Raw genomic sequence first — 24,517 nt, 5'->3', positions numbered from 1 at the left:
CCTTTTGCGAGGAACAGCCTTTTAAATGAAGAGGGCGATTCTTACAGTACGGCAACCGTGGTGAACTGCGGATTGTCACCTGCATTGTGAAGCAGGAGGAACTGCTCGCCGCTCTCCTCGGAGAGAACTTCCGAAATGACGGGATGGTCGAGCGCTTCGGCGGGATACTTCGACGTGACGGCGCCCGCCTTATCGCCATACCCGAAGAAATGCTTGCCCGTCTGCTCGTTGCGGATGATGCGGATTTGAAGGATGCCTTTCCACTCTTTGAACTCGTCGAGGGTGAATGTCCGCAGGAATTTGAGCGTGTGGTTCATAGTCATAGATTTATTTAGATTCGACAACAAGGGCAATAATATGATATGCCCCAAAGCCCAGCCGGGGTCGTAACCCAATCCCGCAAAGCGGGAGGGGGTATTCGGGGGATATATCGCACGGGCATACATTTTCAGCCTTTCAGAAAAAATTTTATTGCAAAAAATAATGAATTCGACTCAAGTAACCACAAGAATTCATCGTATGATGGGTGGTACTTGAGCCGATTCGCATGTGGGGATAGAGGATATTCGGTTATATTATTTTAATAGCCGTAGTTACTTGATTCTCATATTGCAGGAGAAAAAGCCCGGAGATAGGCAAGGTTACTCACTCAAACATAAATTTCTATATAAAATAATTAATCTGAATGAGTAAACCACTATTATAATAACGGGCTGAATGGATGTTTGACAGCAACCCTTTCACTCACTCACTTACTTTATGTATCTATTACAAAGTAAGTGAGTAGAGATTATACATGATAATACTATATCTCTTTATCTGTAAGATTATTTAGCCAATCACCGTCAAGGATTAAAAAACATTCAGAATATTCCATATGCCGTTTTTTAATTCTTAATATTATCCACTTATAAATCTGTCGTATACTCATAATTTCTTCATTACTCCTTCACATTTAGGACACACCAGATTATCTTCACATCTCAATATTCTATGGTTTCGAAATAAATAATAACTTATATTATTCGGAACCGACTTCAGTACATCCCCATATGTAAAGTGCGTTATACTCGCCATTTCTTGATTCATGCACCATCCAATAACCTTTCTGTGGAGTTTGCGGATATTTGCGCAATAGGTATTCTTTGGTCAAACAACAGTTATCGAGTATATCCGCATATACTTTAGTAATTAATCGGTAGCGGCCACTCTTTTTATGCAGCAATGAAATAGTCCCGGATCGTCGGTTTATAGAGATATGAGTCGCATGCTTACGATGCATAAATTCTTGAAAGGGCCAATATTTCATAGAAATGATAGTTATAATTACTAATCAACATCATCAGGAGTGCCTTTGAGATTCAATCGACGGACTAGCTCAATAAATTTTATATCAAATTCTTCACCACGCATGTTAATCCCCAATTTCTTGCCATTATAAAATACCTGAGCAAACCCGCTTTTAAAATCGTGTACACAATCATATTTTAGAGGCACTACAACATTCCCTGTCCTATTTATAAACCCCCATTTATTATGCATACAAACTGCAGCCAATCCTTCCGAAAAATCATTAGCATGGCTATAGAGAATAGGGATACGTTCTATGCCTAAATTATTTATGTATCCATAACGCGCATCTTCTATCTCTATTTTATCAAGAATAGGCGAATACTTTCCATATTTTCCGCCAATTCTTACTTTAGCTAACCCATCACTAAAATTTCCTGCTTCATCATATTTTAATGGAATAATTTCATATCCATTTTTATCAACATATCCATACTTTATTCCATTATATACACAGGCTAATCCTTCTGAAAAATTCTCAGCATATTGATATTTAGGTGGGATTACTTCATTCCCATATATATCAACAAAGCCATACAAATCTACTTCTTTATGAATTAAAACTCTAGCTAATCCCTCACTAAAATCCCAGCCCCAATCATATTTAGAAGGAACATATGTTGGTCTACCTGCATTCTGAACAACTAAACTTCCTGCAAGGTTGATATATCCTTTTAGATTCCTAAATGCCTGTTTATATATAACAACAGCCCATCCATTCCTAAATGGCCCAATATATTCATATCGAGCAGGTACTATTAATTTTCCATTATTATCTAATAATCCATATTTTCCACCAATAATAAAATTTCCAGCTTCAGAAGTACATGGCGGTCGTCCCCCAATCCTTACAACAGCTCCGTTAGTAGTAAATGACTGGATTTCATCATATTCTATCGGAACAACAACAGCTCCTAATGTATTAATACACCCATATTTACAATCTAATTCAACAATTGCGAGTCCATTAAAAAAATCACTAGCATATGTATATTGCAATGGAATAATTTCTTCATTATTGATATTAACATATCCATATTTCGAGTTTAATTTCACACGTGCTAATCCATTATGAAAATCCCAAGCCCAAGCATATTTTGACGATATATATATAATTTGTGGGCCATTATGTATTTTTATTTCACCAGTTGTAGTTATAAATATGCATTCGCCATAATTATTCGTAATTTTAGCATATCCATTAACAAATGATTCTGGCTGTCCCTCCTTTACATTAATTATAACATCACCTTTTATATTTATAAAAAAATAATGATTATTAACACTTTTTACACAGGCTAATCCATCTTGATAATTCCAACCCCATATATATTCAGATGGAATAAAAACGGGATTATTTCCTCTATAAACTTGAATCTGTCCTTGGAAATTAATTAATCGAGTTTCCCCAGCATATTCTACTTCTGCAAATTGACAATTTAAAATACGAATTCGAGTATAATAAGGAGCAACAATACATTTCCCATCAATATTTATTAATCCATATACTCTTTTATAAATTGGATTATCATAATTATCATTGATAAAACACTCGGATTCAACACAGGTTACGGCAAATCCATAACAAAATTGCCCGACATTTATGTAATCTAAAGGCAGTTCCACGATATTTTGCGATAGAGGATCATAAATTTCATATGCTCCATCTGTATTCTTTCTGATAATTCGCATTGATTTCTGCGATTTTATATTATTACTTATATTAGATTGTTGTAGATCATTTTCACCAACTATATCACCAATAAGTAAATCCATCATTGCATCATCTTCCAGATCTTCATACAGCCATTCGTTATCACAATCGTCGTGCATAAGTCCTATGTTTAATCAATAATAAAAATTACTTTTTAAATCCCCATTTGAGAGGGGTATAAAAAAAGTGTGGAGTTGTTAGTTTATCGTACTGGAGGCTCTGGTAAGCCATAGGACAAATAAACAATACCCCACACTTGGGCAGTATATCAAGAATGATATATCTACGCAAGTGATGAGTGTTTGTATTGCCTATCCCTGTCCTTAAAATTTACCAGATTCCCAGTACAGGATGAAGCTAAACACTTTCATCAATCAATATGTCACCGCTCTGACGAACGGTATCACAAAGTTAGAAAATGTTTTTGAAATACAACACACTCTTGGGGTATTGTAGGTGCAAATTACGGTTAAAAGTTTCTGAAAATCAAGATTGAATTATATATATGATTATCCTACGTTGGGGATTACTGTTTTACTTGATTCAAGTACCCCATAAAATGAAAAGCCTGCCATTACTGACAAGCCTTTATATCCTCAATTACTCACTCAACTTATAATATTTTATATATAAACATATTGATATAAGTGAGTACTAGAGTTTGAATTCTTCGTTAATCGGAGTTGCCATCGAAATTGTTTGTGCAATCTCACAATTCAGGTATTTTTCGGAACAGTAATTTTTAACTATATAATAGTTGCCCTTGACGGCATCCTTATTTCGCTGCAAGGTGCACAGGCATTTTAGCCATTTCACAGCTTCACGCTCCTCTTTAACAGGTTTCATCCCCATTTGTTCGAAAATGACATTTAAATGCTCCTGAATATCTAAAGAGCACCACTTTGTTTCTGGCTTAAAGCTCGCTTTGATAACTTGTTTGAATGGGTGATTCTCTGCCAGCGCATTGAAGATAACCGCATTGTGATACCATTTGTACCAAGCGTTGCTTTTGTCCCTCATATCCGAAAGCCTTTGTACCAGATTTTCAAATGGGACATACTGCGATAATTTCTCATAACGCTCGACAAATCCGCGTTGAGTTCGATTGCATTTACGCTTGAGATTCTCCATAGAAACCGGGATACAGTCTGTTCTCTGTTCATGCATCTCCCTGATTGCCTCAACAACCTCATCGACACTCTGGTACTGCAGCTCTTTTAAATCCTTATTTGTTGCCGCAACAACTTTTTGAGTAGCCTCACCGTTTTCATGCCACATTTTTTTCCAGTCAACGATACGGCATGTTTTTCCCAATGCTTCAACCAAACCGTCTGGTATCAGGTAAATCGCTTCTCGCAATCGTACGAATTCAACAAGAGCATCGATATTGAAGTAGGATATCACATAATTTCCATGAATACTCTTCCGAATCAGACTGACAGGCGTACTTCCGTAGAATGTTTGCTTGGATTGACGAATCAACGACTGCATTGAACTCAAGAAACTGTACGTCAATACGCCATTAAAATTTTCATATATTTTAACAGTCGCATTATACATATTACATAGTTCATCAGCCAAACACAACAGCTTATTTTTATTGTATACAGTATAGCGTTCATTCAATTTTGAAGAGGAGTTGTAGATAATCGTTTCATCATATAGACCTTGGGGATGCCTGCATCGGCCTGCAATCTGCAACATTTTTTCCGGTGAAAGAATCGTATATATCTGCTTGATATCCGACACGGATAATAGGTGAAATCGCTCGTCAATATCAACTCCAACGAAGTAGGTACACGTTATAAATGTAATTGGCTTGGGAAGACACGTCCCCTCTAAATTCGCATAATAAGCTCCTGCTTCACTTTGGCTTTGCGCACTGCACAAGATTGCGCATTCCGCCCTTAATTCTTCCGGCAGCAGATTGATGACAGCCCGGATAGCCGATATCCTGTTATATGCGACCGCAATTTTATGCCCAGAGCCGTACATGTCACGCAAGCGGATTATCGTTTGGGCCGTTGTCAAATGGACGTCGTTTGTATATAACAGCTTCACCTTACGCTTAATCAATCGCCTGAAATTCACTTCGATAACGGGCATTTTCAATATCTCCGGATTGGAAAACGGGCGCATTGTCGCAGATACCAGACAGCGTTGGCGTTCCGGAAATTTGAAGAAATAGTCCATTACCCAGCCCAAAGCACGATTACGATAAGTACTATCCGATTGATAAGAATCAATCTCGTCTACCATTATATACCAATCCCGAAGCCTCGGCTCGATTTTCTCCATTACTTTCCGAAGACTGTCTGCTACGACCAAAATCTTTTTATAGCGTATCGTCTTATTTGATAAATACTTATTGATAGCTTTCGAGGAAGGGGATTGTTTAATATCCCCAAATCCGCCGCCCACATATAAATACGGATTTCTCCCCGTTTGAGGGTCTATGCCCGTCAGATATTTCTCATATGCCAAAGCTTTGGTGGGACACACAACGATACAGTTGTTCGGCGAACGCAGCGCCAGCGTTGTAGCACCGATGCCGGGAACGTTCTTCTTAATTACTCCGTAGGGCAACTGCATGAAAACATCCCCTAACTTCTTGCTTTCATCATTGATAATAATTTGGAGCGCATCTATCTTGTCCGGATTATCCGGATTTATGCTCAACTCATAATCGATTCCGGGTACATCCTTTATCTCCGCATTATTGACGATACAACTGACTACCTCTCCGTTTTTCTCTTCGGTCAGAAATTCATAACGCGGGTCATTCATTTTATGACGCCCAAGCGTTATGGCAGACAATGATTGGAAAACTCTTTTTGTTACCATATCAATATGTATTATCCCCATACTTCTCCTATGGGGTGTTAAACGAGGGAAGCCCATGCATACACACGGGCTATCCCCTAACTAAACTTGCTTCCGATTGCATCGGGCAATGTAAAGACCTGACTATAAGTCTTTAACTGTATTAACAATATACGAAAAATATTCGAGATTTCCAAATAATTCAACAACTATTTTGCTGGTTATCAGCACTTTTATTACATATCAAGCACCTTTTCCAACCGCCCGATATGATTGCTGATATTCTTATTTAGAACCTGCGCATAGGAGCGCTGGGTAACTGAAATATCGGAGTGACCAAGTAATTTGCTCACAACTTCAATAGGCACATCGTTATAGAGCAAAATCGTCGTTGCAAAGGTTTTACGGGCTGTATGGTGGGTCAGTTTTTTGTCGATACCCACAACCTCCGCTATTTCCCGTAAATAGGAATTGACCTTTTGATTAGAGATGCGCGGTTGCACATACTCATTTACCTTACAAAACCTTTCAAACCAAATTATTAATTTTTCGGCCTGAGGAAGCAGTGGAACAGCAATCTCCCGGTCTGTTTTCTGACGTACCAGATTAATCCAGTTTCGCCCATCGAAACCCTTGACAATATGTTTCGGTTGCAGGGCTTGCGCTTCATGATAAGCCAATCCAGTATAGACGGAGAAAAGATAGATATTCTTCACCTCTTCCAACCGTTGTTGGGCAAAATGATAATCTTCCAACAATTTCAATTCTTCCTGCGTAAGGAATACCAGCCGTTTTCGCTCTTTTAAAGGTCTATATTCAACAAATGGGTCTTGTTGGATATAGTTACACTTGAACGCATATACGACCATCTGACGCAGCCGCTGCATGATTTTATTTATAGTAATCGCTTTCAGTCCTTGAGATAATAGGGTGTCCTCGAACTGCTTTACGAAAAAATAATCCACACGGCGTATCGGAATGTCCGTACTCTTATATAAATTCTGGATATATCGCTCCACGTGGGCGAATACCTCTCGGAATTTTTGCAACGTAGAAGGTGAATATTCTTTGCCTACGAGAGATTCCATCCGCTTTATACGTTCCCGGAAAATTCCACACAATGTATGCTCATTGGCAGTCTTATTCTTATAAAGAGAATAAATTTCATCGAGTGAAACATTTCCATCTGCTTCGTATAATTTACGCTCAATGCTTTTCAGCTCGACGGTGATGTCCTGTAACCGACGGTTAATCAATACGGCATCTTCCGAGGTTCCACGGACACATTGAGCGTCTTTGTCCCAAATTTCAGGTCTGATATACAACCGGGTAGAGAATTGCTGACGGTTAATCCCGTCAGTAGTCAGCTTGCAATAGATAGGTACCTCTCCTTGCTTTGTACGCTTAAATTCATAGAGATAGTAAGTGATTCGTAATATTTCAACCATAGTCAGCAGATTGTTTTATAACCTGCTGGAATACTTTTCATTACAAGTCTGGAATACCGAGATTTTCAGATTTTGCCCGGTATTCCAAAGAACCCCTAAAATGCCCCGATTTTGGTTAATTACTAAAATATTTTAAAATATAGTAATTTTACTTATTCACTGATTATAAGACACTTAACTACTTTACAGAGCATAAAATTAGGGGCCAAACATTGCTGTTTAGCCCCTTTGGTAGCGGGAGGAGGACTCGAACCTCCGACCTTCGGGTTATGAGCCCGACGAGCTGCCAACTGCTCCATCCCGCGATATATCTTCAGTGATGTACTATCGCTTTTGCGTGTGCAAAGATAAGACAAATATTCGGACTTTACAAATAATTCTGCGCATGTTCCCTCCGCACACCGCTTATCGTACTATCTATCAGCCGCAAAAAATATTTTATTATTTTTCGAAGGTTAGCCCCACGCTGATTTTTCCACAGATTTCCTACCACCCGGAACAGGGCCGGATGAAAACGCACACACCGTCTGCAGATCCCATTCGCAACACACACCGTCATTCCCAATCAGCGGATATTGGCTACGACAATCTCCGCCAGGTCGCGGACTTCCCCTTTCGTACCGCGCCCGATGGCTTTTTTGCAAAGCGGGCAGGCCGTGACGATCACCTCGGCACCGGTAGCTTCCAACTGCCCGGCCACGGATTTTGCGATCTGCACCTGCTGACCGTCGGAGATCGCCGTATTGGCGACCGAAGAGCCGCAGCAGGGGGCGTTTTCGCGGGTTTCCGCGGGTTCGAGCAATTCCCCGACAGCCCCGATCACGGCACGCGGATCGTCGTAAATCCCGCTGCCACGTCCCAATTCGCAGGGGTCGTGGTAGGTATAACGCGTCGAGCCGTGCCCGACATGGAGACGGCCTGCCTTCATCAGACGCAGGATATATTCCGAATGGTGCAGCACCTCGACCCCTTCGAGCGCATAATCCTCACGAAAAACCTTGAGGCAGATCGGACACGAGGTCACGAGCGTCGTGATGCCGTGCTTGCGGAACAACTCCGTATTGTAGCGCATCATCTTGCGCGCCGAATCCGTCTCACCGGCCAGTTTCAACGGGCGTCCGCAGCAGACGCCCCCTTCGCGGTCGGCCCACCAGACCTCTTCGCCGGCGGCCTGGAATACTTTTTCCATCGCCGACATCGTACGGGGCGTCAGGAGGGTCATGCACCCGGCGAAATAGCCCACCTTCCCCTCGCCGGACGAGCGGTCTAACCCTTTGAAATAACCGTAGCGCTTTTCGTCGGGGACATTGCGCATCGTATCGCGGGAATTGAGGCGCAGCGTATTGAGGTCGATGTCCACCGGGCATTTCTCTGCGCAGCGTCCGCACATCAGGCAATTGTCGGCCACCTGCAGGCGCAGCATCTTATATCGCCGGTCGCGCAGAAAATAGACCGACTGCACGTTGTCGATGCCCAGCACGCTCTGCAACTGGCAGGGGTCGATACAAATGCCGCAGCGCGAGCAGGCCTCGACCTGGAAGTTGTCGAACGACCCCTCCTTTTCGGTCGAGCGGAGCTTGTAGTGGCGCAGGAAGATCAAGGGTATCTCCGTGAAGATGTGCATGTAACGGGAGAACGGCAGCGCCACGAAGAAAACACCGAGACACGAGGAGTAGAACCACCACGCCACGCTTTCGAGGTTTATCAGCACGAAGGTGCTCATGTGCGCAGCCATCCATCCGCCCAGCGAACCGGTGAGGAATCCCCCGCCGCCATAAAGGGCGCAGGTCGTGCTTTCGGCGATCAGGCGCGCCGGGAATACGAACCACAGGGCCGAAAGCGCAATGCGGTCGCCCGGCACATGTTTGGTCGTGCGGCGCATGCCCATCCTCTTCGAGAAAAAGCGCTTGCCCCAAGCCAGCGCAACGCCCGACAGAACGAACAGCAGCAACAGATCCATCAGGAAATCGAAGACGGGCTTATGCTGGAGCCCCGTCGAAAAGTACTTGAAGAAGACATGCCCCTGCAACGGCACATAGCGGAACCCGAGGTAGGCGACGGTCTCGATCCACCCCACGGCGATCAGCAGGAACCAGCCGAAAGCCAGGCTCATGTGCATGTAGCCCAACAGCGGGTTGACCCTGAAGATCCTGCGGTGGAGCAGCGATTCGCCGACGACCTCCCCGATCGCCGAGAAGGTACGGCGTGTAGGCAGCCCGAACAGAATCCGTTTCTTGTCGGCGAGCGGCAGACGGTAGAGCCACAGGCCCCACTTCCACAGCAACACGATGAACATCACCGCGGCGCCGATCATGAAAGGTATGCAGAATGGTGCGAAAAAAGTCATCGTCAGAAGTCCCCCAGTTTACGTTTGATAAGCATCACCACACCGCGCGTATTGATCCCGCGCGGACATACCAGACGACATTTGCCGCACAGCATGCACTTGTTCATCTCCTCGTAAGCCCCCTGGTATTCGCCGCGCCGCACCAGCGTATGTACCTTGCGGAAGTTGAATTCCGTAAGGTTGCCCGCCGTGCAGACCGCCGTGCAGGCGCCGCAGCCGATGCAGGCCTGCAACTCGGGCATCTCGCGCAATATCTCGTCGCTCTTGCGCAGGTTGTTGCGGTCGATGTCGATCGCCCGCGGCTTGGAGATGGTATATCCGAAATTGATCGCTGCCATATGCTAAACCCCTACATACCGGGCCGCAGCATCGGCGGCGGCCGTCCCTTCGTTCAGGCTCTCTCCGATATTCTTCGGCGCCGTGACCGTCCCGGCATAGAAAATACCCTCAACATTGCTCTTCACGTTGCCGAGGAACATGTCGCGCGGCGCCATGAAGCCGCTCGGCGCACGGTTCAGCCCGGCCCCCTCGGCAAAAGCGGCGTTGTCGTCGTTGGCACGCATGCCCACGATCAGGATCAGCATGTCGACGCTCATGCGCAGCGGACGTCCCGTGAGGGTATCCTCGGCCTTGATCTGTACGCGTCCGTCGATCATCGGGCTCGCCTCCGAAATACGCCCGCGGATGAAATGAATGTTGTATTTCTGCTGTGCCTCGCGGTACATCTCCTCGTAACCGGGGCCGAACATGCGGATATCCATGTAAAAATTGAACACGTCGGCCTCGGGAAACATCTGCCGCATCTCCATGGCCTGCTTCACCCCCGTGATGCAGCATACCTTCGAGCAATGCTGCTGGCAAACCTTCTCGTCGCGCGAGCCCACGCAGTGCAGGAAGGCGATGCGCCTGGGGCGCGAACCGTCGGCTTTCGCCACACGGCCCTCGTTGAGCATCCGCTCAATGTCGACCGTCGTAAAGACGTTGTCGTAGATGCCGTAGCCGTATTCCTCCTTGATCGAGGCATCGAAAAGCGTGAAGCCCGAGCAGACCACGACCGAATCGCATGCCAGCATACGCCCGTCCGGGAGCTGAACCCCTTCGCGGCTGAACCCCCTGGCTTCGGTACGGGTCATCACCTCGATCCCGCGCTCGGCAATGCGGCGGCGCAGTTCGGTGAGTATCTCCGACGCCGGGGTGAACGACGGAAACAGCACATGCCATCCCCGGAGCTTGCCGCCCAGTTCGGCCTCCTTTTCGATGATTACGGGCTCGACGCCCTGTTCTGCGAGGCGCAGGGCCGTCTGCATGCCCGCTACGCCGCCGCCTATGACTGCAACTCGCTTCATTATTCTCTGATGTCGTATATTGTGTCCGTCGGGCAGCAATTGACCACGGCCGACGCGGGTTTACCGATATATTTTCCGTTGCGGCCGAGGTATTTGGCCGCGGGGTCGTATTCGACGCCCATCTTGTCGAGCAAGGGTTCGACGTCGACCTGGTGCATCTGCATTCCGAGCACCCACGGGTCGTAGCCCAGCACCAGCCCGGCCATCTCCTCGTAGGTCAGCACCGGAATGCCGTGGCCGTTCTCGCCGTAGGTCGTACCCTCCATTTCGGCGATCGCATACTGCCACTTGTCGAGGAACATCGCGCACCCCGGGCAGTTGGCCACGATGAAATCGGGTTTGTAGGGCGCCATGCTTTCGAGTTTCTTGTGCGAATTGGCGATCGAATAGCCGCGGTTGGCCTGCACCAGGTAGTTGCGGAACCCGAACCCGCAGCAATGCCGCCGCTCGGGGTAGTCCACGCATTCGCCGCCCCATGACTCGACCATGCCGGCCAGCACATAGGGGAATTCCGAACCGCCGATGCCCGACTTGGGGAATATCTTGGCGTAGTGGCAACCGATATGCTCCACCACGCGCAGCGGCTCCCCGGTCTGGGCGTTTACCAGCTTATGCTTTGCGCGTGCGGCGATCTGCTCGCGGAAATGGAAAACGATGTCCGAGGTATGCGCCAGGCTCGCAGGCTTGCGGAACTCGCGCCCCGTGGCTTTAAACAGGTTTTCCCGGGCTTTTTCCTCGGTCTCGGGGAACTCGTGCCACGTGGCCAGTATCTCCGAATAGACACCGAACGAAGTGATGCACGAGGTCACGAAATTCTCATAGCCCGCCTCGGTCATCAGCGCGAACTGCCGCGCCACGACCGTCATGATGGTTTCCAACGGCACGATATCCGAATGGTAGCCGATACCCGTACACGACGAATGCATGGGATCGTCCAACAGATCCTTGCCCAGGTCGTTGTGCAGCATGTCTATGAACAATTTTTCGCTGCCCGGGAAAAAATTCTGCCGGATACAGCTGCGGCCGTAATAATAGTTATCTTCGGCGATCTGTTTCTGGTATTCTTTCCAGCTTGCCCGCTTCATCATGATCAATAGTGTTCATTGTTGTTATGAAGGAAGACATCCATCATGTATTGCTGATCGGCGCCCTCCCCGTAGCCCAGTTCCCGGGCCTTGCGGTCGGAATGCTCCTCGATGGAGTCGAACATCTCCTTGCCGCCGCTGACTTCGAAGATTTTGTTGATCTCCTCGAGCGACTGCTCGTCCAGACGGCGCAGGGCCCCCGCGCCGTGGCGCATGTATACGGGCGTGAATTGTCCGTAGACCTCCTTGTCGTTATCGTAGATCCACTGCCACACGGTTCCCTGCTCGGGGTGCAGCTCGGGCTTCACCAACCGCGGTACGATGCAGTAGCCCGTGCGGAGGATATTTTCGCCGATGATGCGCTTGAGGGCCAGCTGCTGGCGCCCCTTCTCGCTCTCGACGAAGAAACCCAGCTTCTGCGACAATGTGCGCAGCGCCTGAATCACATACCCCGGCGTATTGCCGCGCGGACAGCGCGGGCGGCACGACATGCACTCGCCGCAATACCAGATCGTATCGCTTTTCAGCAACTCCTCGATGGCATCGTCGTCGCGCGTCTGCACGGTATTGACGATCTGACGTGGGTCGTAGTTGTAGAACTCGGCCGCGGGGCATACGCCCGTGCAGACACCGCAGTTCATGCACGACTGAAGGCCCTCCTTCATCCGCACGTCCTCCATCAGCATATCGAAATATTTTCCCATAATCTCACCTTTCACCGGGCACGAAACCGCGCCGGATGCAACAAAAAAACCTTTGCAGTGCAAAGGTAGGGAATACGGGCGAGCCGTGCAGTGGTATAAATACCTAATTTCGCCGGCGCTCGTAGGTCTCGAAGGCGAAAGGATAAGGGTAGTTCGTACCCGATGCGAAGGATTCGGACGACAGGAGCCGCCACTGCGCTTCGTCCCACTCGGGGAAATGCGTGTCGCCTTCGTATGCGCGGAACACGCGCGTCAGGTAGAAACGGTCGGCCAGAGGCAGGGCCTGCGCATAAATCTGCGCGCCGCCGATGACGAAAACCTCGTCGTCCCCGGGAAACAGCGCGACGGCCTCCCCGAGCGAATGAACTACCCTGCAGCCGGGGATTTCGACCTGCTGGCGCGTAATGACCACATTGGTACGGTTCGGAAGCGGGCGCCCGAGCGATTCGTAGGTTTTGCGGCCCATGATCACGGGGTGTCCCGTCGTGACGGCCTTGAAATGTTTCAGGTCTTCCGAAATATGCCAGAGCAACGTATTCTTATCTCCGATCACGCCGTTTTCGGCCACGGCAACGATAATGCTAACCATAAATTTCAAATTTTAACGTCCGGCGGCATCGCGGCCGGGTATAACGATGCAGATACGGCGGGCACGGATTGCGCGCTCAGAACGACATCGGCGCCTTGATCGCCGGCCAGGGATCGTAGCCTTCGAGCGTGAAATCCCCGTAGCGGAAATCGAAGAGCGATTTCACATCGGGGTACAGCCGCATCACGGGCAGCGGCCGCGGTTCGCGCGACAACTGCTCGTCGGCCTGTTCCATGTGGTTCAGGTAGAGGTGCGCGTCGCCGAGCGTATGGACGAACTCGCCGGGTTCGAGGCCGCATACCTGCGCCGTCATCAGCGTCAGCAGGGCATACGACGCGATATTGAACGGCACGCCCAGGAACGTGTCGGCGCTGCGCTGGTACAACTGGCACGAGAGCCTCCCCCCGGCCACGTAGAACTGGAACAACACGTGGCACGGCGGCAATGCCATGTCCCCGATCTCGGCGACATTCCAGGCCGAGACGATGATGCGCCGCGACTCGGGATTGTGCCGTATCAGTTCGACCGCCTGCGCGATCTGGTCGATGAAGCGGCCGTCGGGCTTGGGCCAGCTGCGCCACTGGTAACCGTACACATGGTTCAGGTCGCCGAACCGATACCCTTCGACAGGCGATTCGACACCGTCCTGTGCCGCACGCAGGAACGTATCCCGGTCGACGGGCAGCACACCATGGCGCACGCAGAGTTCGTTGTAATAGCGGAAAGCATCGTTGTCCCAGATATGGACGCCGTTGTCCACGAGGTACTTGATATTGGTATCGCCCGCCAGGAACCACAGCAATTCGTGGATCACGCCTTTCAGGAATACTTTTTTGGTCGTCAGCAGCGGGAAGCCTTCGGAGAGGTCGAAACGCATCTGGTGTCCGAAGACGCCTTTGGTGCCGGTGCCGGTACGGTCGCCGCGGACGACGCCCTCGGCTTTGATCCGCCGCAGCAGGTCGAGGTATTGTTTCATCTCTCCAGCATTTTTAAAGTCATTCCGCCCGATGCGTCCAGCACGGCGCACGAAGGGTATTTCTCCCAGCACCCCAGGTTTATCACATGCAGGCCCTGCTCGCGGTAGTCGCGCGGGAAATGCATGTGCCCGAAGACGAAGTGGTCGACGTCGTGCTCGGCGGCATACCGGCGGGCATATTCGATCAGCGGCTCGGTAAGCGAGACGTCGAGTTCCTCGGCACCGTGCGATTTGCGCGACTTGCCGCTCCACCAGTGCCCGAAGCGCATCGCCAGGTCGGGATGCAGCAGCCACGAAAAGAGCCAGCGCAACGTCCGCGAGCGGAATACCGTATTGAGGAATTTGAGCACGGGCTGTCCGTCGATGTTCATGTTGTCGCCGTGGGCGATGAAGACGTTTTTACCGTTCAAGCAGAATTGCTGCGGCGAGGTATGGATCTCGACGCCGCATTCGCGGGCGAGGTAATCGCCGACCCACATGTCGTGGTTTCCCGTAAAGAATACCACCCGAATGCCCCGGTCGGTCAGTTCGGCCAGCTTGCCGAGCGTCCGCACGAAGCCCTTGGGCACCACGCCCCGGTATTCGAACCAGAAGTCGAAGACGTCGCCCACCAGGAAAATCGCCTCCGCATCCTGCGCCGCATCGTCGAGCCAGCGCACGAAGCGCCGTTCGGTCTGCTGCGCAAACGCCTCGCCGCCTGCGCCCAGGTGGATATCCGATGCGAAATAGTACATCAACGGGTCAGTTCATCGAGTTTTTGTTCGAGGCTCTTGCCGTAAATATCCTTCCCGACGATATTCCCCTCCTTGTCGATCAGGAAATTGGCCGGAAGTTTCTGCACGTTGTAAAGTCCCAGCGACGACGATGCGCGCCCGCGCAGGTCGCTCACCGAAACCCAGGGAAGCTGCTGCTCCTGCACAGCCGAAATCCACAGGGGCTTCGACGTGTCGATGGCAACCTGGTAGACCTCGAATGCGACCGGGGCGTCGGCATATTTCTTATAGACCTCCTTCAGTTCGGCATTGAGCGTATTGCTGTTGCCCAGCTCGGCCGACCAGAAATCGAGCAGCACGACTTTCCCCGCGAGCGACGAGAGGCGTACCTTCTTGCCGTAGATGTCCGACAGCTCGAGGTCGGGATACCCCGCCTCGGTAATCTGGGACGACAGACTGATGCGGGCGTCCATGCGGGCGATCTCCCCCATGAGCGATTGCAGGTAGGGCGATTCGGGATAAATCTGTTCGATGGCCTCGGCCACCGTGCGGTAATAAACCACGTCGCTGTCACCGTTGAACAGGTATGTATCCCCGGGCAACCGCTGGTAAAGGGCATAGACCGCCGCCAGCGACGCTTTATTCTCGATGATGAAGCGCAACTGTTCGCGGCGGATACGGTAATATTCGACCGTGTACTCCTTTACCAGTGCCTGGCGGTCTTCCTCGGACAGCGTTGCCTTGGCAAACTGCGAGGCGATGTTATCCAGCCGCTGCGCGCCCGAAACGAAAGCCTGGTAGAACTGCCGCAGCAGTTCCGACTCCTTCGAACCTTCGACCGTATAGTTGCGTACAACGCTCCCCACCGAATTCAGGGAAAGTTTCTCGCCGCCGGCGAGGAACAGCGGAATGCGTTCGCCGTTATATATTATATTATAAAGCGACGGGGTCTTCGCCACGCCCTTCAACTCGAAACGGTAGTTCCCGTCCTTGTCGAGCACCGCGGAGTCGATCACCGACTGCGTCAGGGGCAATACCTGCTCCAGATAAACATCCTTGGCATCGTTACCTACGAAGCGACCCGAAATCTTCACCTTCGACGACTGGCATGCGCACAGCATGACGGCCGTGGTCAGGGACACGAAAAGCGTTTGTTTATTCATTTATCCTTGTTATCGCAGTTAAATGCTTACAAATATAGCAAAATTCCGGATATGCGCACTTTTTATTTCGACGAATTGCGGTGTGCGCCGTTGTTTTTCGAGAAATTGCGCCCGTGCTGCTGGTTGCGGTTTTTCTGCGGGCGCTGCTGCTGACGCTGCTGCGGCCCCTTCTGGGGACGTGCCGTAAAGTGCTGTTTATAGTCACTTCGGAGATTATTTAATGCCACTTCATCGATTTCGATCGCTCCGCCGGACATGCGTTTGATGTCTTTTACGATCACTTCGTTGTTGGGATGCTCCTGGTTGTACTCGTAGCTCTTCGTGCGCATGTAGCGGGCCAGGTTGTCCACCGTGCGCGCCATGGTACGCCGGTCTTTTTCCTCGGAAAGCCCGGCGATCATCCGCTCGACATACTTGCCGTAATGCTTATAGGAGATACGCCCCTGCGTGTAAGCCATGCGGCGCGGCGTAATGGTCAGCTCCTGACGCGAAGGCTGCGGGTAGGGGGAATCCACATCGAGTTGGAAATCAGACATTATGAAAAGGTGATCCCACAGTTTGTGGGTGAAGTCGGCCGTATCGCGCAGCAAGGGGTTCAGGTTGCCCATCACGGCGATCACGGCACGTGCCTGGCGGTTGCGCTCGCGGCGGTCTTCGATCAATTGCAACGAGTCGATCATCTCCTGGATATGACGCCCATACTCGGGCAGGTACAACTTGCGTCGTGTGTAGTTATAATTCTTTTTCATATTGTATTTGTGGTCTTCCGCACTGTTTCAATCCGTCCGCCGGAGCGTCCGGCAAGCCCGTTGCGGTAACCCGATTCAAGACGTTTTTTCCGACTTTCCACCCCATCCGGCAAGACCCTACAAGATTGGTTTTACACCGCAGAAAGTCATAACTTTGGGACAAAAGTAGGTAAAATTTCAGGAAAAACAAGCTATGGCAAAGGTTTTAATTTTAGACCAATCAAAAAGTATGCGAAACACGCTGCGCGAGCGGCTCGAATACGAAGGTTTCTCGACGGAGGCCGCCGAAGACGAAGAGGCGGCCTCCGTCATGTGCGAGAAAATCCCGTTCGACGTCATCCTGTCGGACACCGGGTGCAAAATCCCCGACAAGGGCGTCCCGTTCATCGTGCTGTCATCCGAGGCGTCGATCGACTCGGCCGTGGAAGCCGTACGCAACGGCGCCCAGGACTATCTGACCAAACCCATCGACATGAACCGCCTGCTGCAGTCCATCCACCGCACGATCGACGACCCGGCCCCCGTGCCCGCCCCCGCGGCGGCCCCGGCACGCCGCACCCGCCGCGGGCACAATGCGCAGACGGAGCATATCATCGGCACCTCGCCCCAGATCGAACATGTCCGCCTGTTGATCGACAAGGTCGCGCCGTGCGAAGCGCGTGTGCTGATCACGGGCGAAAACGGCACCGGCAAAGAGCTGGTCGCACGCTGGCTGCACGCCAAAAGCAACCGCGCCGCGGCTCCGTTCGTCGAGGTCAACTGCGCGGCGATCCCCTCGGAACTGATCGAAAGCGAACTCTTCGGCCACGAACGCGGCGCCTTCACCTCGGCCATCAAGCAGCGAAGGGGCAAGTTCGAACAGGCCGACGGCGGCACGCTGTTCATGGACGAGATCGGCGACATGTCGCTGGCGGCGCAGGCCAAGGTGTTGCGGGCGCTTCAGGAAAACAGGATCAGCCGCGTAGGCAGCGACAAGGACATCGAGGTCAACGTACGCGTCATCGCCGCCACGAACAAGAACCTGCGCGAGGAGATCCGGAAGGGCAATTTCCGCGAAGACCTTTACCACCGCATCGGAGTGGTCGTCGTGCGCGTCCCGGCGCTGCGCGAACATGCGCAGGACATCCCGCTGCTGGTCGACCATTTCATACGCACAATTTGTGCCGAATACCACATCCCGGCAAAACGCATCGAGGACGAAGCGCTTGCCGAGCTGCAAACGATGCCCTGGAGCGGCAATATCCGCGAACTGCGCAACGTCATCGAGCGGCTCATCATACTCAGCGAGGAGCGCATCACCCCCGCCGACGTCAAGGCCTACTGCTGACCGAGGCTCAGAACAGCACCCCGACCTTCAGCAGGAGGGTGCCGTGGCTGAGCTGCTCGGCAAATTCGGCGGAGAACCAGCGGCCTTCGTATTTCCGGAGCCGCTCCAGCCGCTGCAACTCATAGCCTGCCGCGAAGAACAGGTGCACACCGCAACGCAATGCATACTGCACCCCCAGTTCGGGATTGAGCAGCAGTCCCCCGTTGGCATCCCTGCGCGGTGCGAAAGCATATCCGGCGGCGCACCCGGCATAGGGCGTAAAGCTGCGGCGGCGCATAAGCAGGAACTTCGCATCGGCAAAGAGCGGCACGAGCGTTTTTTCATAGCAGGAACCCCCCGTTCCGGCACCGACCGAAAACCGGCGACTCACATTGTAATGACCCGTCACGCGCCAGACGACGGGCACCGACGACGGACGGGTCAGGCCGAAACCCGTCCCTACGGACGCCGAACAGGAAAAGCGGGGCAACTCCTGCGCCGGCACCTCGGCGGCAAGGAAAGGCAGCACGCACAGCGCCGCGGCCAATACTCGGAATCGCCTCTTCATCGTACACGGATCGTAATGCGTTCCACGATCCGGAGCGCCGAAGTGAGCCCCGAAATATCGGGGTCTATCCCGCCCGAACTTCCGTCGGGACTGCTGTGGCCGACCAGCACGGCTTCGAACTCCTCGCTGCCCGACGACAGGTCGACGTCGGCGGCATAGACCACGGCCGGCTGGCCGCTCCCGTGCCGCCCGCCCGAGTAAGCGGGCTCCCCCTCCATGGCCGATTCAGGATAGGTTTCGTTGAAATCGGTCGAATGGTTCACCTCGACCTTTACGACGAACCGATCGAGCCCCGCCCCGGGCGAGAGCTTCAGGTCGAAACTGCCGCGCGGCGTGGCACCCGATATGCCGTCCGCCAGCGGTTCGCTTTTCGTCGGCAGGTAAAGCCCGTCGGCATATTGCACGCCCCGGCTATGGCACCAGTGAGGCAGCGCCTCCCTGCGGCGGTTTCCGCCCGCCGCCAGCCAGGACTGGGTGGCGATTTTGGAACTCGCATAAACCGTGGAGAGGTAGCGCCCCTGCGCATCTTCGATCCAGACCGCGATCTGCGGCGGGTTCTTCCTTTTAATCCCCAGGAACAGGGGAAAATCATGCAGCCATGCGTCGCCCCGTTCCACGACAATTTCCACGCTTCCCTTTTCGTATTCGACCAACTTCTTATCGCAGGAACCAAGCAATACGAACGGTAAAATCCATGCCATTGCCATCTTTCTCATTGTTTTTGGTTTCCATTTTGTTACCTATTGGTAACATTTGTTGTAAAAAAAATACACACTCTTTCCCGGGCCGCGGGCCGGTCATTCCTTAAAAGTCTTGTCGATCAGCAGGTCTATCCCGAGGACGATCTGCTCCCAGCCGGCAGCCTCTCCGATCGGAATCCCGTTGTAAACCGGGCAATATTCCTCCAACAGCACAAGGTAGGTCACCGAAGCCGTCAGGAAAGTAGCCAGCACGGCCACCTCCGACTCGGGCAGCCCGGTTTTCCGCGACACCCGGGCGATCAACTCCAGCCCGGCCTGCTCGCGCTGCCTGCGGAGCGCCGCCACGAGTTCGTTCTTCGAGGACAACTCCCAGCGGTACAGGCGCCTAAGCGTAGGGTCGCCGTGCAAACGCCCGATCATCGTGCGGAACGTCTTTTTCAGAAATTCGGGCAAATGCGCGCGGCCGGGAATGTCGAGCGGAAAATTGATCCAGAAATCGTGCTGCCGGATATAGGCGGCCAGCAGTCCGTCCAGCGAACCGAAATAGCGGTAGATAAGTATTTTCGAGACTCCGCAATGCGCCGCGACGGCATTGACCCCGAGTTTCTCGAAACCATCCCTGCGGATCATCTCGCCCACCGCTTTCAGCATACGCTGTTCGGTAACATCCCGGTCACGCTCGGTATTGTTGTTCTTCGCCATATGTTACTATTCGGGAACAAATATATGTCTTTTTTCCCGGAATCATGCAATTTTCTGGGAATATTCACATATTCGGCATAAATTGAGAAGAATCCGCAAAAGGATCCGGACTGCCGGACAACCGCGGCACCCGGACTATAACAACTCCAATATCTTGGCCGGATTGTCGACGATGTGCCGCGCCCCGGCCTCCTCGAGCTCAGTGCGCTCACGAAACCCCCACGTCACCCCGACCGAGCGAACACCGGCGGCCGCGGCTGTCTGCATGTCCACGCCCGAGTCGCCGACATAGAGCACCCGCTCCTTCGCCACGCCCGTAAGCGCAAGTATCTCCCCCACCACCGCGGGGTCGGGCTTGAGCGGCACGCCCTCGCGCTGGCCGAAGACCGCGGCGAATTCGACACCGGGGAAAAACAACCGGATCAGTTTTTCCGTTCCAGCCTGGAACTTGTTGGATGCCACGGCGATACGGATACCTCGCCGCGCGATCTCCGCAACCAGTTCCGGAATTCCTTCGTAGGGTTTCGTATAAACGTCGATATGCTCGGTATAATATTTCACGAAATCCGCGCGCACGGCCGCGACCGTATAAGGCGTGCGGAGCTCTTCGGGCAACGCCCGCTCCACGAGCCGCATGATGCCGTTGCCCACGAAATGGCAGTATTCGTCATAGGTATGCTGCGGCAGGCCGCGCATGGCCAGCACGGCATTGCATGCGACAGCCAGGTCGCCGATCGTATTGAGCAGCGTGCCGTCGAGGTCGAATATCACAAGTCCGGTATCCATCTTATATTCCATATTAATGCGGATGCGCCGCAGTACCTGCGGCTCTTTTGATCTTCCACCCGATGGCCGCCACCATCAGCGACATCAGGGGACTGACAATATTGAAAATACAGTAAGGCATGTAGACGAATGTGGAAACACCCAGCACGGTGGCCTGCGTCATGCCGCACGAGTTCCACGGCACCAGCACGGAGCAGACCGTGGCCGAATCCTCGACCGAGCGGCTCAACAGCCGCGGTTCGAGCCCCCGCTCCGCATAAAGTTCCCGGAAAAGGCGCCCCGAAAGGATGATCGAGATATACTGGTCGGCGGTGCAGAGGTTGAAGAAGATGCCCGCGCCGACGGTCGAGGCCACGGCCGAAAAGGCACGGCGCACGAAACGCAGGAAAACGGAGGTCAGCGCCCCCAGCATCCCGCTGCCGGTCATCACGCCGCCGAAGCACATGGCGCAGATGATGAGCCATACGGTATTGAGCATGCCCGCCATGCCGCGCGTAGCAACCAGCTCGTCCAGCTGCGGGCTTCCGGTAGGGATCGCCGTCGGGCCGAAGCAGCTCATCAGCACGCCCTTGAACCCCGACATGAAATCCAGCCCTCCGACTCCGGCCACCTTCGCCACCAGTTCGGGCTGCGCCAGCAGCATGGCTATGCAGGCGAAAACCGCGGCGCAGAAGAGCGTCACGATGGCCGGGAGTTTGCGCACGATCAGCACGCCCGTCGCCACGGGCACCGCCAGCAACCAGGGCGTGATGCGGAACGTCCCGCGCAATGACTCGGCATACATCCCGGCATGCGTGCCGCCCGTATGGTCGAGCGTCAGCCCCGCGATGACGAAAACCGCCAGCGCGATGACGAACGACGGGACGGTCGTATACAACATGTAACGGATGTGCGTGAAAATCGGCACCCCGACGGTCGACGAGGCAAGCACCGTGGTATCGGACAGGAGCGAGAGCTTGTCGCCGAAATAAGCGCCGGAGATGATCGCGCCCGCGATCCACCCTTCGGGGAAACCCATGGCCTGCCCGGTGCCCATCAGCGCCACGCCGATCGTGGCGATCGTCGTCCACGAACTGCCGGTCATCAGCGAAACGCCCGCGCAGATGACGCACGAGGCAACCAGGAAGAACGAGGGGTGCAGGATCTTCAGCCCGTAATAGATCATCGTCGGCACCACGCCGCTCACCATCCACGACCCGGCTATGGCGCCGATCAGCAGCAGGATGATGATTGCCGAAGCCGAAGCCCGGATGTTGTCGATGATCGCCTCTTCCAAGACCGCCCACTTGCAGCGGTAAATGCCGATGGCCAGCATGACGCAGACCGACGTGGCCGACAACAGTGCGATCTGGCTGCCGCCGTTGATCGCGTCCCCGCCGAAACAGCGGATGACCACGTAAAGCAGCAGCGTCAGCACCGCCAGCGGCAACACCGACACCCACGGCGAAGGCTGTTTGGCCGCATATTCTTTCATTTCCGGATTCCCATTAACCATACGGACGGCAAAAATACGAAAAACTTACCACATATCCGCACGCCCGGCACCGGGGATAACCATTTCCGGCCGGAAGATATGCGCGTGCAACTTTTCCGGGCGCATTGTTTTTTATTTCCGAAATTTTATCTATTTTTGGTAAAAGATAGCGACGGATATGGCGGCACAAACAATCAAAAAGATCTTCCGGTTCTACCTCGACGGGTTCCGGAGCATGACAGTAGGCAAAACCCTGTGGGCCATCATCCTGGTCAAGCTGTTCATCCTGTTCGCAATCCTCAAGGTATTCTTTTTTCCCGATTTCCTGGCCGGGCAGAGCCCCGAAGAGCGCAGCCGTTCGGTCATGAAAGAACTAACCCCCGACAAATAACCATCGCTTATGTTATCTGATTATCTACAAACAGTCGACTGGTCGCGTGCGCAATTCGCCATGACGGCCATTTACCACTGGCTTTTCGTCCCGCTCACGCTGGGGCTGGGGTTCATCATCGCCATCATGGAGACCCTTTACGTCCGCACGGGTGATGAGTTCTGGAAGCGCACGACCAAATTCTGGATGCGCCTGTTCGGCATCAACTTCGCCATCGGCGTGGCAACGGGCATCATCCTCGAATTCGAGTTCGGCACCAACTGGTCGAACTACTCGCATTTCGTGGGCGACATCTTCGGTGCCCCGCTGGCCGTCGAAGGCATCATGGCCTTCTTCATGGAGAGCACCTTCATCGCCATCATGTTCTTCGGCTGGAACAAGGTCTCGAAAGGCTTCCACCTCACGGCGACATGGCTCACGGCCATCGGCGCGAACCTCTCGGCACTGTGGATCCTGGTCGCCAACGCCTGGATGCAGCACCCCGTGGGATGTACGTTCAACCTCGAAACCGTACGCAACGAAATGACCTCGTTCTGGGAGGTACTCTTCTCGCCCGTGGCGATGAACAAGTTCTTCCACACCATCACCTCGTCGTTCGTGCTGGCGGCACTGTTCGTCGTGGGCGTCAGCGCCTGGTATCTGCTCCGGCACCGCGAACAGAAAATGGCCCGCAAGAGCATCGCCATTGCCTCGGCCTTCGGCTTCGTATTCGCGCTCGTCACGGCGATGACGGGCGACAAGTCGGGCGCCGTCATCGCCCGCGTGCAGCCGATGAAACTCGCAGCCATGGAGGCGCTCTACGACGGGCAGCAGGGTGCGCCCCTGACGGCCATCGGCATCGTGAGGCCCGAGGCGGAACGCACTTCGAACGAGGACGCATTCTATTTCAAGATCGACATCCCGAAACTGCTCTCGATCATGAGCTTCCGCGACGCAGACGCCTATGTGGCGGGCATCAACGACCTGGTGAACGGCAACGAGAAATACGGCGTGATGTCGGCCGCGGAGAAGATGGAGCGGGGCCGCGTCGCCGTGGGTGAACTGGCCCGTTACCGGGCGGCGCTCGAGGCCGGCGACCAGGCGGCGATCGACCAAATCACCGCCAAGTTCGACCCCTCGAAGCCCGAAGGCGAGGAGTTCCTGCGCGAATATTTCGCCTATTTCGGGTACGGCTACCTCGACACTCCGCAGCAGGTAGTCCCCAACGTACCGCTGCTCTTCTACTCGTTCCGCGTGATGGTCGGTGCCGGGTGCTTCTTCATCCTGCTGCTGGGCGTCATCTGGTGGCTCAACCGCAAGGACAAACTGGCGGACAAGCGATGGTTGCTGCGGGTCGCCGTATGGTCGATCCCGCTGGCCTACCTCGCTTCGCAGGCCGGCTGGGTGCTGGCCGAGGTCGGACGCCAGCCGTGGGCCATCCAGGATCTGATGCCCGTGGGCATCGCGGCCTCGAAGATCGGCCCCGGGTCGGTATCGGCCACCTTCTTCATCTTCCTCGCGCTCTTCACGGCGCTGCTGATCGCCGAGCTGAGCATCATGTTCCGCCAGATCAAAATCGGGCCCGAAAACGAAAAACAGTAAA

22 protein-coding genes and 1 tRNA gene are annotated in these 24,517 nt (G+C 52.9%); 3 read left to right on the top strand and 20 right to left on the bottom strand.

Annotated features, from left to right (window positions below; genetic code table 11):
• Positions 1–41: 41 nt before the first annotated feature.
• The 15 genes from B3C38_RS02940 to B3C38_RS02870 form a co-directional block, all read right to left on the bottom strand.
• The gene (locus B3C38_RS02940; RefSeq protein WP_244264970.1) at positions 42–323 is read right to left on the bottom strand and encodes a hypothetical protein; all 282 of its coding nucleotides are present in this window, start codon (positions 321–323) and stop codon (positions 42–44) included.
• 1,006 nt (positions 324–1,329) lie between these two features.
• Complete coding sequence (locus tag B3C38_RS02935) at positions 1,330–3,183, bottom strand: WG repeat-containing protein (RefSeq protein WP_256166210.1); 1,854 nt, start codon at positions 3,181–3,183, stop codon at positions 1,330–1,332.
• A 535-nt stretch (positions 3,184–3,718) separates the two neighbouring features.
• On the bottom strand, positions 3,719–5,908 hold the full coding sequence (locus tag B3C38_RS02930; protein WP_256166209.1) for a hypothetical protein: 2,190 nt from the start codon (positions 5,906–5,908) through the stop codon (positions 3,719–3,721).
• Between the two features lie 215 nt (positions 5,909–6,123).
• Positions 6,124–7,335 (bottom strand): site-specific integrase, encoded by a 1,212-nt coding sequence (locus B3C38_RS02925; protein WP_256166208.1) that lies wholly within the window; start codon positions 7,333–7,335, stop codon positions 6,124–6,126.
• A 229-nt stretch (positions 7,336–7,564) separates the two neighbouring features.
• A tRNA-Met gene (locus tag B3C38_RS02920) sits at positions 7,565–7,640 on the bottom strand.
• A gap of 260 nt (positions 7,641–7,900) precedes the next feature.
• Entirely contained in the window at positions 7,901–9,682 is a 1,782-nt protein-coding gene (locus tag B3C38_RS02915; RefSeq protein WP_055202367.1) for a (Fe-S)-binding protein, read from the bottom strand.
• Between the two features lie 2 nt (positions 9,683–9,684).
• Entirely contained in the window at positions 9,685–10,020 is a 336-nt protein-coding gene (locus tag B3C38_RS02910) for a 4Fe-4S dicluster domain-containing protein (RefSeq protein ID WP_018696667.1), read from the bottom strand.
• Between the two features lie 3 nt (positions 10,021–10,023).
• Positions 10,024–11,028, bottom strand: coding sequence for an FAD-dependent oxidoreductase (locus B3C38_RS02905; protein ID WP_018696668.1), 1,005 nt, complete (start codon positions 11,026–11,028; stop codon positions 10,024–10,026).
• Positions 11,028–12,116, bottom strand: coding sequence for a heterodisulfide reductase-related iron-sulfur binding cluster (locus tag B3C38_RS02900; RefSeq protein WP_022333495.1), 1,089 nt, complete (start codon positions 12,114–12,116; stop codon positions 11,028–11,030). Before B3C38_RS02900 ends, B3C38_RS02905 begins: the two co-directional genes overlap by 1 nt.
• Positions 12,117–12,118: 2 nt before the next feature.
• Complete coding sequence (locus B3C38_RS02895; protein WP_286725169.1) at positions 12,119–12,817, bottom strand: 4Fe-4S dicluster domain-containing protein; 699 nt, start codon at positions 12,815–12,817, stop codon at positions 12,119–12,121.
• Between the two features lie 103 nt (positions 12,818–12,920).
• Positions 12,921–13,406 (bottom strand): dihydrofolate reductase, encoded by a 486-nt coding sequence (locus B3C38_RS02890; protein ID WP_022333493.1) that lies wholly within the window; start codon positions 13,404–13,406, stop codon positions 12,921–12,923.
• A 76-nt stretch (positions 13,407–13,482) separates the two neighbouring features.
• Entirely contained in the window at positions 13,483–14,382 is a 900-nt protein-coding gene (thyA, locus tag B3C38_RS02885; RefSeq protein WP_286725166.1) for a thymidylate synthase, read from the bottom strand.
• Complete coding sequence (locus B3C38_RS02880) at positions 14,379–15,116, bottom strand: UDP-2,3-diacylglucosamine diphosphatase (protein ID WP_286725163.1); 738 nt, start codon at positions 15,114–15,116, stop codon at positions 14,379–14,381. Before B3C38_RS02880 ends, thyA begins: the two co-directional genes overlap by 4 nt.
• A complete protein-coding gene (locus B3C38_RS02875; protein WP_286725162.1) occupies positions 15,116–16,258 on the bottom strand; it encodes a TlpA disulfide reductase family protein in 1,143 nt (380 codons plus the stop codon). Before B3C38_RS02875 ends, B3C38_RS02880 begins: the two co-directional genes overlap by 1 nt.
• A 62-nt stretch (positions 16,259–16,320) precedes the next feature.
• Complete coding sequence (locus B3C38_RS02870) at positions 16,321–17,007, bottom strand: DUF4290 domain-containing protein (protein WP_022333490.1); 687 nt, start codon at positions 17,005–17,007, stop codon at positions 16,321–16,323.
• Positions 17,008–17,200: 193 nt separating this feature from the next.
• Here B3C38_RS02870 and B3C38_RS02865 point away from each other — a divergent pair, with 193 nt between their 5' ends.
• Complete coding sequence (locus B3C38_RS02865) at positions 17,201–18,334, top strand: sigma-54-dependent transcriptional regulator (RefSeq protein ID WP_286725157.1); 1,134 nt, start codon at positions 17,201–17,203, stop codon at positions 18,332–18,334.
• 7 nt (positions 18,335–18,341) lie between these two features.
• Here B3C38_RS02865 and B3C38_RS02860 read toward each other — a convergent pair whose 3' ends face one another.
• The 5 genes from B3C38_RS02860 to B3C38_RS02840 all read right to left on the bottom strand — a co-directional run bounded on the left by B3C38_RS02860 (position 18,342) and on the right by B3C38_RS02840 (position 22,544).
• Entirely contained in the window at positions 18,342–18,881 is a 540-nt protein-coding gene (locus B3C38_RS02860) for a hypothetical protein (protein ID WP_286725156.1), read from the bottom strand.
• Positions 18,878–19,597, bottom strand: a complete 720-nt coding sequence (locus B3C38_RS02855; RefSeq protein ID WP_286725154.1) for a hypothetical protein — start codon at positions 19,595–19,597, stop codon at positions 18,878–18,880. The genes B3C38_RS02860 and B3C38_RS02855 overlap by 4 nt, the downstream gene beginning before the upstream one ends.
• Positions 19,598–19,678: 81 nt before the next feature.
• On the bottom strand, positions 19,679–20,284 hold the full coding sequence (locus tag B3C38_RS02850) for a TetR/AcrR family transcriptional regulator (RefSeq protein ID WP_022333486.1): 606 nt from the start codon (positions 20,282–20,284) through the stop codon (positions 19,679–19,681).
• A 135-nt stretch (positions 20,285–20,419) separates the two neighbouring features.
• A complete protein-coding gene (locus B3C38_RS02845; RefSeq protein WP_055204002.1) occupies positions 20,420–21,070 on the bottom strand; it encodes an HAD family hydrolase in 651 nt (216 codons plus the stop codon).
• 13 nt (positions 21,071–21,083) lie between these two features.
• Positions 21,084–22,544, bottom strand: a complete 1,461-nt coding sequence (locus B3C38_RS02840; protein ID WP_055203911.1) for a Na+/H+ antiporter NhaC family protein — start codon at positions 22,542–22,544, stop codon at positions 21,084–21,086.
• 178 nt (positions 22,545–22,722) lie between these two features.
• Here B3C38_RS02840 and B3C38_RS02835 point away from each other — a divergent pair, with 178 nt between their 5' ends.
• Together B3C38_RS02835 and B3C38_RS02830 are read left to right on the top strand one after the other, a co-directional pair.
• Positions 22,723–22,935, top strand: coding sequence for a DUF4492 domain-containing protein (locus B3C38_RS02835; RefSeq protein WP_018696693.1), 213 nt, complete (start codon positions 22,723–22,725; stop codon positions 22,933–22,935).
• 9 nt (positions 22,936–22,944) lie between these two features.
• Positions 22,945–24,516, top strand: coding sequence for a cytochrome ubiquinol oxidase subunit I (locus B3C38_RS02830; RefSeq protein ID WP_117508044.1), 1,572 nt, complete (start codon positions 22,945–22,947; stop codon positions 24,514–24,516).
• The last annotated feature ends 1 nt before the right edge of the window (position 24,517 follow it).

Origin of the sequence: Alistipes sp. UBA1686 (assembly GCF_002320215.1) — a bacterium.
GTDB lineage: Bacteria > Bacteroidota > Bacteroidia > Bacteroidales > Rikenellaceae > Alistipes > Alistipes onderdonkii.
The sequence above is the reverse complement of the archived record's forward strand: the minus strand, read 5'-3'. Positions and strand labels throughout refer to the sequence as shown.